This is a genomic window from Klebsiella sp. CN_Kp097 (assembly GCF_040064495.1).
GTDB lineage: Bacteria > Pseudomonadota > Gammaproteobacteria > Enterobacterales > Enterobacteriaceae > Klebsiella > Klebsiella aerogenes.
Genome location: NZ_JBEAIL010000021.1, coordinates 57,229 through 70,417, shown reverse-complemented (window position 1 = coordinate 70,417; position 13,189 = coordinate 57,229). Strand labels below are relative to the sequence as shown.

Below are 13,189 nucleotides of genomic sequence, written 5' to 3'. Positions count from 1 at the left end.
AGCAGTGGTCATCTTTCCTCGCGCATTAAAATCTGGCCGTACTCGTCACGAAGGCGATTCTTCAGCACCTTACCGGTGGCGCTAACCGGCAACGCATCGATAAAAATTATGCGGTCGGGGATCTGCCATTTCGGCACCCGCTCCTGATACCAGGCCAGCAGATCGGCCTCTTCGACTTCGCCCCCGTCAGCGCGGACGCATAGCAACACCGGGCGTTCATCCCAACGCGGATGACGTGCGGCAATCGCTGCGGCGCTGCGCACCGCTGGATGGGCGATGGCGATATTCTCCAGCTCGACGGTCGAGATCCACTCCCCACCAGATTTAATAATATCTTTCGCTCGATCGTGGATAACCAGATAGCCGTTAACGTCGAGGGTTCCGATATCGCCGGTATCAAACCAGCCATCAGCGGTCAGCGCACTCTCATCGCGACCAAAATAGTGATCGACCACCCAGTGGCCACGAACCTGCAAATATCCCTGACTTTTGCCATCACAAGGCAGCGCTTTCCCGTCGATATCCACCACCCGCAGATCGATACCGAAAATCGGCCGTCCCTGCCCATCACTCTGCTGACGCTGCTGCTCCGCCGGGAGTACGGCGTGCTTACTGAGCAGCGTATTGATCGTACCGATGGGCGACGTTTCCGTCATCCCCCAGGCATGGATCAGCTCAATATCATAATCGCGCTTAAACGCTTCTCTCATCGATGGCGGTAACGCCGAGCCACCGACGAAGGAGCGCTTGAAATAAGGCAGGCGAAGATCCGATTTACGCAGCGCCGCCAGCAGTCCGGCCCAAATCACCGGCACGCCAAAAGCCACGCTGACCTTCTCGGCGCTCAGCAGACGCAACAGGCTATCGCCATCCAGGTGCGGCCCCGGCAACACCAGCCGCGCGCCGACCATCGCGGCAATAAACGGCGTTCCCCAGGCGTTGACGTGGAACATCGGCACTACCGGCAACAGCGAATCTTGCGCTGAAATGCCTGCACCGTCCGGCTGGTTGCCGCTTAGCGCATGCAGCACCAGCGAGCGATGGGTATTCAGTACGCCTTTCGGCCTGCCGGTGGTCCCTGAGGTATAACAAAGCGAAGCAGACGTCAGCTCATTCAACCCAGGCCAGCAATAGTCGGCATCCCCCTGCTGCAACAGCTGGTCAAAAAAGCGTAACGACGGCAGCAGATCCTGCGCGTCTTCACTATGCGGCTCCATCAATACGATATGTTTAACCGTCGGTAGCTGTGGCTGCAGTTGCCGTATTAATGGCAGGAAAGTCTGGTCAATAAACAGCACCTCATCGGCGGCATCATTGATGATATACAACAGATGTTCGACCGACAGCCGCGGATTGATAGTGTGTGTCACCCAACCGCCGGACGCGACGGCGAAATAGATTTCGAGATGACGACGGTTATTCCACGCTAACGTACCGCAGCGGGCGCCAGCGGGCAGGCCCAGCGTCGCCAGTGCCGAGGCCAGCCGTCGGGCGTTGCGGGCCACTTCTCCCCAACTGCTACGTTCTATTTTTCCGGCAGTACTCACCGAGACGATTTCCGTCTCGCGATGATACTGCGCCGCGTGTTCGAGTAGCGCTGAGGTAGTTAAGTGCTGATAAATCATCGGCGAAGGCATCACTGAAGCTCCTGGACAGGCTGAGGATATAGCTGCTGGGATTATCTGAGTTAAAGCTGGTGCCTTTAAATCTGGTTCAGATTCGTCGCTGCGCGCAAAAAAACGTACGGAAATCAGCGCTAACGCACAAAATTTGAGTTACCGGGGAACGATTGAGGGATTACGCAAGAGTAAAACCGCGGGCAATGAACCAGAAAGCCGCGCCCGTAGTAAAAGGCGCGGCGTATGACCACTAAAGTCCTTTCAGCAGCTTATCAATGAACTCGGGCACTACTTCGCTTGCCAGCCCGTAATGTTTCTCAGCGAATTCGCTGCCGACCTGGCTGGGTTCAAGGTTTAGCTCGACGGTATGCGCGCCGTGCAGACGGGCTTCATGGACGAAACCCGCCGCCGGATAAACGTGACCAGAGGTTCCGATAGCAATAAATATATCGGCCTCGGCCAACCCGCTGTAGATCTCATCCATCCCCAGCGGCATCTCGCCAAACCATACCACGTGCGGGCGCAGCGCCGCCGGGAACTGGCAGCAGTGGCATTTGTCATCCACCGTCACGTCACCGGTCCATTCTAGCACCTGCCCGCTCCACGAACAGCGTACCTTCAGCAACTCGCCATGCATATGGATAACCCGGCGGTTACCCGCGCGCTCGTGCAGATTATCGATGTTCTGCGTCACCAGCAGAAAACGATCGCCAAGCACCTCTTCCAGCTTCGCCAGCGCCAGATGCGCGGCATTAGGCGCGATCTCCGCGCTCTGCAACTGGCGGCGGCGGGCGTTATAAAACGCCTGCACCAGCGCCGGGTCGCGGGCAAAACCTTCCGGTGTCGCCACGTCCTCCACCCGGTGTTCTTCCCACAGACCGTCGGCGGCGCGGAAGGTTTTAATCCCCGACTCTGCCGAAATACCGGCGCCGGTTAACACCACCACCCGCGGTTTATCTATTGCCTGCGGCGGCGTTTTGTCTTCGCCGAAGAAGACACGTTGCCGTAAGCGATCGCGTAACTGGCGTTTTTTACGGCGGAAACGGCTTAAGCGATGTAAGCGGCGCGACAGCATAGCTACCCCTGTAATTAATGAGTCAAATGAAGGAAGGCCGCACCGCGCATACCTCCGGCGTCGCCATGACGCGCGCGCTCAATGCGCGGCACCCGGGCGACTGGAAGCAAATGACGCGGCAGGCGCTGCGCCAGCCCTTCGGTTATAGCAGTAAAATTAGATAATCCGCCACCCAACACCAGCAGATCCGGATCGACAATGGTGAGGATATTGCCCAGACAAACGGCCAGTAGATCGAGATAACGCTCGACGTGCTCCCGCGCCTGCGCATCACCCTGCAGCCACAGATCGACGATCCGCGGCGAAGTTAAGGATTGGTGATAAAAATGCTGATACAGCCAGGCGAATCCGCGGCCGGAAAGATAGTTCTCGATGCAGCCGAGCTGACCACAGCCGCAACGGGTCAGCGGAAAATCGCGCCCCACCACTTCCAGGGCGTCTACCGGTAGACGAATATGGCCGAACTCGCCGGTGATGTAGCTGTGGCCGGTTATCGATTTACCGTTAAGCACGATCCCGCCGCCCACGCCGGTGCCGAGGATTAATCCCATCACCAGCGGATATTGGGTAAATTCATCATCCCACGCTTCAGATAACGCAAAACAGTTGGCGTCATTATCAAGACGCACTTCACGCCCCAGGCGCGCGCTGAGATCAACGCGCAGCGGTTGGCCGCTGGCGGCGGGTACGTTGGCGGCATACAGCTTGCCCTCCGCGGTTTCCGGCATGCCGGGGATACCGATACCGACCGCGCCCTCCACGCCAAAGCGCCGATCGGCTTCGCGAACCAGCGCTTCAATCGCCTGCAGGAAAGCCTCATAGCTTTCCGTTGGAGTGGGGACGCGTTTTTCCCACTGCAGTTGCCGGGCGTTATCAAATACGCCCAATGCTATCTTGCTGCCGCCAATGTCAAATCCGTAGTACATTTCAGCCATTCCTCTTATTGGCCCCAACCCCTCATCCTTTGGGCTGTATCTGCTTTCACAGCACTGGCCTAAGGGATGCGGCGTTTGACGGGCCACGACGATAAATTACTGGCCACTCAGCACCCTCGCCGGGTCAATACGACTGGCGCGGCGGGCGGGATACCAGCTGGCCAGCAAACTCAGCAACAGTGCTGTCACCAGCACATAAACGACATCCAGCCAGTGCAATTCAGACGGCAGGAAGTCAATAAAATAGATGTCGCCGGAAAGGAATTTATGCCCGATCAACGCTTCGATACCGTTGATAATCGATGTCAGCTTCAGCGCGGCTATCACGCCGATCACTACCCCGATCAGACTCCCGACCGAACCGGCCAATAAACCATACCATACGAAAATCGCGCGGATTAAGCCGTCTTTCGCGCCAAGCGTGCGCAGCACCGCAATATCGCCGCTTTTATCTTTCACCGCCATCACCAGCGTCGAGACAATGTTGAAACAGGCGACGCCGATAACCAGTACCATGGCGAGATACATAATGGCGCGGATCATCTGAATATCACGGTACATATAGCCGTAGGTGCCGATCCAGCTCTTGATATAGACGTAGCTGTTGGTCACCTCGCCGGCGTCGCGTACCAGCGTATTCGCGTGAAACACGTCGGTGACTTTAATGGCGATGCCGGTCACGCTGCTGCCCATATCCAGATACTGCTGGGCGTCCGCCATTGGGATCATCGCGAAGCTATGGTCCAGTTGGCCGCTCAGTTGCAGAATCCCGGTCACGTGTAGCCTGACGCGTTTCGGCTGCAACAGCTGGTGCTCGGAATCTGAATTGGGGATCATGATCGACACCCAATCGCCCTGCTTCACGTGCAGCGCATCGGCGACGCCTTTACCCAGAATCACCTGCTGCGCGCCGGCCTTAAAGTTGGCCCATGCGTTGTTCTGCACAAAGTTTGGTAGCGAACTCAGGCGGCTCTCCTGCTGCGGATCGACGCCCTTGACCTGAATGGCGCGCATATTGCTGCCGCTCTCCACCAACCCGGTAAAGTTGATATAAGGCGCAGCGGCGACGATGCCTTTCACTTTTTCAACTTTCGTCAGCGCTTCGTTCCAGTTATTCCACGGCTGGTTAACCGGCTCGATTTCGCCGTGCGGCACCACCGCCAGAATGCGGTTGTTGAGCTCGCGCTCGAAACCGTTCATCGCGCTCAGGCCGACGATCAGTACCGCCACCCCTAATGCGATGCCGATAGTAGAGATGACGGAAATCAGCGAGACCATACCGCCGCGGCGTCTGCCGCGGCTAAAACGCAGCGCAATCAGTAACGATAACGGTGAAGCCATTACTGGGCCCCCATCAGGGTCAGGTCAGCCGTCAGGCGGCCATCGCGCATCTCCAACTGGCGGTTCATGCGTTTCGCCAGCTGCAGGTCATGGGTCACCACCAGGAAAGCGGTACGCTGCGCCACGTTGAGCTCGCCCAACAGCTCAAAAATACTGTCGGCATTGCGGGCGTCGAGGTTGCCGGTCGGTTCATCCGCCAGTACCAGCCGCGGTTTGTTCACCAGCGCGCGAGCAATCGCCACGCGCTGGCGCTCGCCGCCGGAAAGCTCAGACGGACGATGGTGGCTACGGTGTTCCAGGCCGACCGCCTGCAGCATCGCTTTCGCCTGGCGTTCGATATCCGCCGCTTTTTTCTTGCCAATCAGCAGCGGCATCGCCACGTTTTCCAGCGCGGTAAAATCCGGCAGCAGATGGTGGAACTGATAGATAAACCCGAGTTCGCGGTTACGCAGATCGGCGCGAGCCGCGGCGGAGAGCGAGCTCATCGGCTGACCGGAGAAAATAACATCGCCGGAGGTCGGCGTATCCAGCCCGCCAAGCAGGTGCAGTAGCGTACTTTTGCCGGAGCCTGAAGAGCCGACAATCGCCATCATTTCACCCTCTTGAATGCTGAAGCTGACATCGTGCAGCACATCGGTTTGCACGTTGCCTTCCTGATAGCGTTTGCACAGGTTGTCGCATTGCAGCAGGATCTTATTCATAACGTAAAGCCTCAGCGGGTTGGGTGGCGGCAGCGCGCCAGGAAGGATACAACGTAGACAGCAGGGCCAGCGCCATCGCCACCAGAGCGATAATAATCACCTGCAGCGGCTCAATCGCCACCGGCAGGGCCGCGCCGTCCAAAAACGCGCCGATAATCGGCATTAAATTATTCAGCTGGCTGGCCAACAGCACGCCGAGCAGCGCGCCAAGCAGCGCGCCCACTATCCCGGCGCTGGCGCCCTGTACCATAAAGACGGCCATGATCTGCCGCGGCGTCAGCCCCTGGGTCTGCAGAATAGCCACCTCGCCCTGCTTCTCCATCACCATCATGCCAAGCGAGGTAATAATGTTAAAAGCGGCAACGGCGACGATCAGGCTCAGCAGCAGCCCCATCATATTTTTTTCCATCCGCACGGCCTGGAACAGCTCGCCTTTACGCTCACGCCAGTCCTGCCATTTGGTGCCATCAGGCAGCTTCTGTTGACTGAGCGTATCAACCTGCAGCGGTTGGCTGAGCCACAGACGCCAGCCGGTAATATTGCCCAGCGGATAGCGCATCAGGCGGGAGGCGTCATCAATGTTGGTCAGCATTTGATAGCCATCGACTTCGCTGTTGGCGGCAAAGGTGCCGATGACGTTAAACAAACGCTGGCTCGGGACACGGCCCATCGGGGTAAACTGGCTGGCGGAAGGCACCATCACGCGAATTTGATCGCCGCGGTTAACCCCCAACTGACCCGCCAGCTGTTCGCCGAGAATGACGTTATATTTGCCGGCCTGCAAATCGCTTTGTTTCACGTTCACCAGGTAAGGCGTCAGCGGATCTTTTTGCGCCGGGTCAATACCCAGCATCACGCCGACGGCGACGCTGCGGGCGCTTTGCAGCACCACATCACCGGTGGTGATCGGCGCGACGCGCGTCACGCCCTGCAGCTTAACGGCGCTTTCCGGCATTTTTTGCGGGTTGATAGAGCCCTGCTGGGCGCTAATGATAGCCTGCGGCATCAGCCCCAGGATGTTGTTTTGCAGCTCGCGCTCAAAACCGTTCATCACCGACAGGACGGTCACCAGCGCCATCACGCCAAGCGTAATGCCGATGGTCGAAAGCCAGGAGACGAAACGGCCGAAGCGGTCGGCTGCGCGCCCGCGCATGTAGCGAAGGCCGATAAATAGTGCGGCAGGTTGGTACATGTAATCCATCTGGTTGCTGATAGCCGATGTTCGAGTATATATGGCATAGCCCAACGCGTAAATCGCTGATACGGTAGATTTTTTCGCCAAAATAACAAAATAATAGTTTTAAATCAGAAAGTTAATTTAGAGTGTATATATTTATCAATCGCCACGCGCTGTAGAAAACATGGCGCAGAAGGCCATTCGGGTTGGCGAAATCAGACCAATTGCGGATAATCAGAGACATTGAATATCAGCAATTTGCCCCTACATCGAAGAGCGAGTTGGCCGACTGCGGCCAAACAGTACACACAATCGCCTGATGGGATAGGCGCTAAGGGATCCTGACAACCGTTATGCCTGAACAATATCGCTATACTCTGCCGGTCAAAGCCGGCGATCAGCGCCAGCTTGGCGAACTCACCGGCGCCGCCTGCGCCACGCTGGTAGCCGAAATGGCCGAACGCCATCATGGCCCGGTGGTGCTGGTGGCGCCTGACATGCAAAACGCCCTGCGTTTGAATGATGAAATCAGGCAATTTACCGATAGCATGGTGATCGGCCTCGCTGACTGGGAAACCCTGCCCTACGATAGCTTTTCGCCACATCAGGATATTATCTCTTCGCGCCTTGCGACTTTATACCAGTTGCCAACCATGCAGCGCGGCGTGCTTATCGTTCCGGTCAGCACTCTGATGCAGAAGGTCTGCCCGCATAATTATCTGCACAGTCACGCGCTGGTAATGAAAAAAGGGCAGCGTCTGTCGCGCGATGCGCTACGCACGCAGTTGGACAGCGCCGGTTACCGCCATGTCGATCAGGTAATGGAACACGGCGAATACGCGACCCGCGGCGCCCTGCTCGACCTCTTCCCGATGGGCAGCGAGCAGCCCTATCGCCTCGATTTCTTTGATGACGAAATAGACAGCCTGCGGTTATTCGATGTTGATAGCCAGCGTACTCTGGAAGAAGTCGAGGCCATCAATTTGCTGCCGGCGCATGAGTTCCCAACCGACCAGGCGGCGATCGAACTGTTCCGCAGCCAGTGGCGCGATCGCTTTGACGTGAAGCGCGATCCGGAACATATCTACCAGCAGGTAAGCAAAGGTACCCTGCCTGCCGGGATCGAATACTGGCAACCGCTGTTCTTCAACGAGCCGCTGCCGCCGCTGTTTAGCTATTTCCCCTCCAGTACGCTGATTGTGAATACCGGCGATCTGGAGCACAGCGCCGAGCGTTTCCAGAATGAAACCCGCGCCCGCTTTGAAAACCGCGGCGTCGATCCGATGCGCCCGCTGCTACCGCCGGAACAACTGTGGCTGCGCAGCGACGAACTTTTTAGCGAGCTGAAAAAATGGCCGCGGGTCCAGTTAAAAACCGAGCGTCTGGCGGAGAAAGCCGCTCATACTAATCTCGGCTATCAACCCCTGCCCGAGCTGGCGATTCAGGCGCAGAATAAAGCGCCGCTGGACAATCTGCGTCGCTTCCTTGAATCCTTCAGCGGCCCGGTGATTTTCTCCGTTGAAAGCGAAGGCCGCCGCGAGGCGCTGGGCGAGATGCTGGCGCGCATCAAAGTTGCGCCAAAACATATATTGCGCCTGCAGGAAGCCAGCGGCAATGGTCGTTTCCTGATGATCGGCGCCGCCGAGCACGGATTTATCGACAGCCAGGCTAATCTGGCGCTGATTTGCGAAAGCGATCTGCTGGGCGAACGCGTCGCCCGCCGTCGTCAGGATTCCCGCCGTACCATCAACCCCGATACGCTCATTCGCAACCTGGCGGAACTGCATATCGGACAGCCGGTGGTGCACCTTGAACATGGGGTGGGTCGTTATGCGGGGATGACCACCCTCGAAGCCGGGGGCATCAAAGGCGAATATCTGATGCTGACCTACGCCAACGACGCCAAACTGTACGTCCCGGTATCGTCACTGCATTTGATTAGCCGCTACGCCGGCGGCGCGGAGGAAAATGCGCCGCTACACAAACTGGGCGGCGATGCCTGGGCGCGGGCAAGGCAAAAAGCGGCGGAGAAAGTGCGCGACGTGGCCGCCGAACTGCTGGATATCTACGCCCAACGCGCGGCCAAAGAAGGCTTCGCCTTTAAGCATGACCGCGAGCAGTATCAATTATTCTGCGACGGTTTCCCGTTCGAAACCACACCAGATCAGGCGCAGGCAATCAACGCCGTTCTCAGCGATATGTGCCAGCCGCTGGCAATGGACCGCCTGGTCTGCGGCGACGTTGGCTTCGGGAAAACCGAAGTGGCGATGCGCGCCGCCTTCCTCGCCGTCGAAAACCACAAACAGGTGGCCGTGCTGGTGCCGACCACCCTGCTCGCCCAGCAGCACTACGATAACTTCCGCGACCGCTTCGCCAACTGGCCGGTACGCATTGAGATGCTATCGCGTTTCCGCAGCGCCAAAGAGCAGGCGCAGATCCTCGAACAGGCGGCAGAAGGTAAAATCGATATTCTGATCGGCACCCATAAGCTGCTGCAAAATGAAGTCAAGCTGCGCGACCTGGGGTTATTAATCGTCGATGAAGAACACCGCTTCGGGGTGCGTCATAAAGAACGCATCAAGGCGATGCGCGCGGACGTCGATATCCTGACGCTGACCGCCACGCCGATCCCGCGTACGCTGAATATGGCGATGAGCGGAATGCGCGATCTGTCCATTATCGCCACCCCGCCAGCTCGCCGTTTGGCGGTAAAAACCTTTGTCCGCGAATATGACGCGCTGGTGGTTCGCGAGGCGATCCTGCGTGAAGTCCTGCGCGGCGGTCAGGTTTACTATCTGTATAACGATGTTGAAAATATTCAGAAAGCGGCGGATCGTCTGGCTGAACTGGTACCGGAAGCGCGAATTGCCATCGGTCACGGCCAGATGCGCGAACGCGAACTGGAACGGGTGATGAATGATTTCCATCACCAGCGTTTTAACGTGCTGGTCTGTACGACAATTATTGAAACCGGCATCGATATCCCGACCGCCAATACCATCATCATTGAGCGCGCCGATCACTTCGGCCTTGCCCAGCTGCACCAGCTGCGCGGCCGTGTGGGCCGTTCGCACCATCAGGCCTACGCCTGGCTGCTCACCCCGCATCCGAAAGCGATGACTACCGACGCGCAGAAACGCCTGGAAGCTATCGCTTCGCTGGAAGACCTCGGCGCCGGCTTTGCCCTCGCGACCCACGATCTTGAAATTCGCGGCGCCGGCGAACTGCTGGGAGAAGGTCAGAGCGGACAGATGGAAACTATCGGCTTCTCGCTGTATATGGAACTGCTGGAGAACGCCGTCGATGCCCTGAAAGAGGGTCGCGAGCCGTCGCTGGAAGATCTCACCAGCCAGCAGACGGAAGTGGAGCTGCGCATGCCGGCGTTGCTGCCGGATGACTTTATTCCCGACGTGAACACCCGTCTGTCGTTCTATAAGCGTATCGCCAGCACCAAAAACGAACACGATCTGGATGAGATCAAAGTCGAGCTGATCGATCGCTTTGGCACATTGCCGGATGCGGCGCGTAATTTGCTGGATATCACGCGCCTACGCCAGCAGGCGCAAAAGCTGGGGATCCGTAAGCTGGAGTGCAATGAAAAAGGCGGCGTGATCGAGTTTAACGAGAAAAATAATGTGAACCCGGTCTGGCTTATCGGTCTGCTGCAGAAGCAGCCGCAGCATTACCGGCTGGATGGGCCAACTCGTCTTAAATTCTTCCAGGAGCTGGATGAGCGTAAAACACGTATGGACTGGGTACGCCAGTTTATGCGTCAGCTGGAAGAAAACGCCACCGCTTGATAAAAAAGAGATGCGGTTGTCAGAACCGCATCTCTTTACCTGTCACAGTTAGCAAACTTTACAAACATTTTGCAATCCACCTGGATTTCCCAACACTCTCCCGCGCCATAATTGACATTGATTATCTTATAAAAATAACCATTTGTTTATTGTGGAATTATGGTAATGATAAATATCTCGCGTGTTTCAACCTGGCTTACGGCATTCGCTCTCGCGGCGACGCTGGCCCTTCCCGCCCGCGCCAATACCTGGCCGTTACCGCCGAGCGGTAGCCGTCTGGTCGGGCAGAATCAGTTTCATGTAGTGCAGGATAACGGCGGATCGCTGGAAGCGATTGCCAAAAAATACAACGTTGGTTTTCTCGCGCTGCTGCAGGCTAATCCCGGGGTCGATCCTTATGTGCCGCGCGCCGGTAGCGTGCTGACCATCCCGCTGCAGACGCTGCTGCCTGACGCCCCCCGTGAAGGTCTGGTGCTCAATATCGCCGAGCTGCGCCTGTACTACTATCCACCTGGACAGAATAGCGTGACCGTTTATCCGATAGGTATCGGCCAGCTTGGCGGCGATACCCTGACCCCGACGATGGTCACTACCGTTTCCGATAAGCGCGCCAACCCCACCTGGACACCAACCGCCAACATCCGCGCGCGATATAAAGCGATGGGGATCGATTTGCCGGCCGTAGTCCCTGCCGGGCCGAATAACCCGATGGGACATCACGCGATTCGTCTCGCGGCCTACGGCGGCGTCTATCTACTGCACGGCACCAACGCCGATTTTGGTATCGGGATGCGCGTCAGTTCAGGCTGTATCCGCCTGCGCGATGCTGATATAAAGTCTCTGTATAACAAAATCACGCCGGGCACCAGGGTGAATATCATCAACGAACCTATCAAAGTTTCGGTAGAGCCAAACGGTACCCGTCTGGTGGAAGTCCACCAGCCGCTGTCCGAACATATCAATGACGATCCGCAGACGCTGCCAATCGTCCTGAATGCCGGCATGAAGAACTTTAAACAGGCACCGCAGACCAATCAGCAGGTGATGGAATACGCGATGGAGCTGCGCTCCGGAATGCCGGTCGATGTGACCCGCCATCAGCTTCCCGCTGAGCAAGCCATGTAGTGCATTTCCGGATGGTAGAATGTAAAAAACCCGCCAGGCACGGCGGGTTTTTTTGTGGCAATCGCCAGCTTCGCTGACGAGGTTTCGCGGGGCGCGGTCCCATGAAGGGGTGTGGACCGCGTCGCGAGAGTGGCATAACAAAGGGAACGACTTTTACTGCTTACTACACGCGTTCTGCTGAAGGGGGTCAGGAACGCGTTTTGTCAGTGGCATGACAGGGGTTACAACATTTATTTATAGATAACTGCGGTACCGTGCAGGGTATTAGGACCGGTTACCGAGGTAATACGGTAAGAGGTCGCCCCCATCTCGTCGGCTTTCTGCGCCAGCTGCTCTTCAAGCGAACCCAGATTGGTGCCGGCGGATGCGGAAACGGTACCGATTTTATGTTGACCTGCTGGGGTGGATTGCACCTCAACAGCGGCGAAACTTGCGAATGAGAGTGAGCTCAGTACGGCAGCAAGTGCCAGTTTTTGGACGTTTTTCATGATTATTATACCTATGCAGATGATTTTTATAGTAGGGTCGCAAGAATTAACTTAACGATCGATAGGTAAATGATAATGTGATCCAGGTCACAGGTCAACTCATTTTTATAACGATCATTTAACTATTTATAAAATGCTTAATTTTCATACATATATGAATTATTTATTTTTGGACTTCTGCCGCTGGTAGCGTGACACGTTTATTTTTATAATGGCCGTTCAACAACCCAACATAGGTACAACGGCATCATGACAACTGACGTTCAAAGTTGCGCAAAAAAAAGCCGTGGCCGACCTAAAGTGTTCGACAGGGACGCGGCGCTGGACAAGGCCATGACACTTTTCTGGCAGCACGGCTATGAAGCAACTTCGCTGGCCGATCTCGTCGAAGCGACCGGTGCGAAAGCCCCGACGCTATACGCCGAGTTCGTGAACAAAGAAGGCTTATTCCGCGCGGTGCTGGATCGCTACATTTCCCGCTTCGCCGCCAAACACGAAGCCCTGCTATTCGATGACCACAAAACCGTCGATCAGGCGCTGCGCGACTATTTCACCGCTGTCGCCACCTGCTTTACCAGCAAAGATACCCCGGCAGGCTGTTTTATGATTAACACCTCCGCGGCGCTGGCCGCCTCTTCAACCGATATCGCCAACACCATTAAGTCGCGGCACGCGGTGCAGGAACAAACGTTGACGCAATTTTTACAGCAGCGTCAGCAACGCGGCGAACTCCCTGCGCAGGGCAATGTCTTGCAGCTGGCGCAGTTTTTAAACTGCATGCTGCAAGGAATGTCGATCAGTGCGCGCGAAGGCGCTGATTTTGCCACCCTGAAACAGATTAGTGACACGACGCTGCGCCTGTGGCCGCAAATCCTGCAACCTTAATCCCCTACCGGCGGCCGTCGCTCGCCGGTTTTTTCCCCATCTG

At 56.8% G+C, this 13,189-nt stretch carries 10 protein-coding genes and 1 pseudogene; 4 read left to right on the top strand and 7 right to left on the bottom strand.

The features are described 5' to 3' along the window. Window positions 1-8: 8 nt before the first annotated feature. The 6 genes from ABLV07_RS18145 to lolC all read right to left on the bottom strand — a co-directional run bounded on the left by ABLV07_RS18145 (window position 9) and on the right by lolC (window position 6,863). Window positions 9-1,637 carry a long-chain fatty acid--CoA ligase gene (locus ABLV07_RS18145; protein ID WP_348853525.1) on the bottom strand — a complete coding sequence of 543 codons (1,629 nt, stop codon included), beginning with the start codon at window positions 1,635-1,637 and terminating at the stop codon, window positions 9-11. A gap of 232 nt (window positions 1,638-1,869) precedes the next feature. Then, window positions 1,870-2,694: a Sir2 family NAD+-dependent deacetylase gene (cobB, locus tag ABLV07_RS18140; RefSeq protein WP_042892240.1), complete on the bottom strand. Its 825-nt coding sequence runs from the start codon at window positions 2,692-2,694 to the stop codon at window positions 1,870-1,872. 14 nt (window positions 2,695-2,708) lie between these two features. After that, entirely contained in the window at window positions 2,709-3,620 is a 912-nt protein-coding gene (gene nagK, locus ABLV07_RS18135; protein WP_015705055.1) for an N-acetylglucosamine kinase, read from the bottom strand. A gap of 105 nt (window positions 3,621-3,725) precedes the next feature. Then, the gene (gene lolE / locus ABLV07_RS18130; RefSeq protein WP_042892237.1) at window positions 3,726-4,970 is read right to left on the bottom strand and encodes a lipoprotein-releasing ABC transporter permease subunit LolE; all 1,245 of its coding nucleotides are present in this window, start codon (window positions 4,968-4,970) and stop codon (window positions 3,726-3,728) included. Next, the gene (lolD, locus tag ABLV07_RS18125) at window positions 4,970-5,671 is read right to left on the bottom strand and encodes a lipoprotein-releasing ABC transporter ATP-binding protein LolD (RefSeq protein WP_015367168.1); all 702 of its coding nucleotides are present in this window, start codon (window positions 5,669-5,671) and stop codon (window positions 4,970-4,972) included. The genes lolE and lolD overlap by 1 nt, the downstream gene beginning before the upstream one ends. Further along, window positions 5,664-6,863 carry a lipoprotein-releasing ABC transporter permease subunit LolC gene (gene lolC / locus ABLV07_RS18120; protein ID WP_015705053.1) on the bottom strand — a complete coding sequence of 400 codons (1,200 nt, stop codon included), beginning with the start codon at window positions 6,861-6,863 and terminating at the stop codon, window positions 5,664-5,666. Before lolC ends, lolD begins: the two co-directional genes overlap by 8 nt. 338 nt (window positions 6,864-7,201) lie before the next feature. On the opposite strand from lolC, the gene mfd reads away from it, so the two are divergent. Both mfd and ABLV07_RS18110 read left to right on the top strand, forming a co-directional pair. After that, a complete protein-coding gene (gene mfd, locus ABLV07_RS18115) occupies window positions 7,202-10,648 on the top strand; it encodes a transcription-repair coupling factor (RefSeq protein ID WP_046883763.1) in 3,447 nt (1,148 codons plus the stop codon). A 165-nt stretch (window positions 10,649-10,813) separates the two neighbouring features. After that, window positions 10,814-11,773 (top strand): L,D-transpeptidase family protein, encoded by a 960-nt coding sequence (locus ABLV07_RS18110; RefSeq protein WP_015705051.1) that lies wholly within the window; start codon window positions 10,814-10,816, stop codon window positions 11,771-11,773. Window positions 11,774-12,003: 230 nt separating this feature from the next. Here ABLV07_RS18110 and bhsA read toward each other — a convergent pair whose 3' ends face one another. Beyond that, window positions 12,004-12,261 (bottom strand): multiple stress resistance protein BhsA, encoded by a 258-nt coding sequence (gene bhsA, locus ABLV07_RS18105; RefSeq protein WP_015705050.1) that lies wholly within the window; start codon window positions 12,259-12,261, stop codon window positions 12,004-12,006. A 124-nt stretch (window positions 12,262-12,385) separates the two neighbouring features. Here bhsA and ABLV07_RS18100 point away from each other — a divergent pair. Together ABLV07_RS18100 and ABLV07_RS18095 are read left to right on the top strand one after the other, a co-directional pair. Further along, window positions 12,386-12,448: pseudogene (locus tag ABLV07_RS18100) on the top strand (hypothetical protein); the annotation flags it as partial. Window positions 12,449-12,510: 62 nt separating this feature from the next. After that, window positions 12,511-13,146 carry a TetR/AcrR family transcriptional regulator gene (locus tag ABLV07_RS18095; protein ID WP_015705049.1) on the top strand — a complete coding sequence of 212 codons (636 nt, stop codon included), beginning with the start codon at window positions 12,511-12,513 and terminating at the stop codon, window positions 13,144-13,146. Window positions 13,147-13,189: the final 43 nt, after the last annotated feature.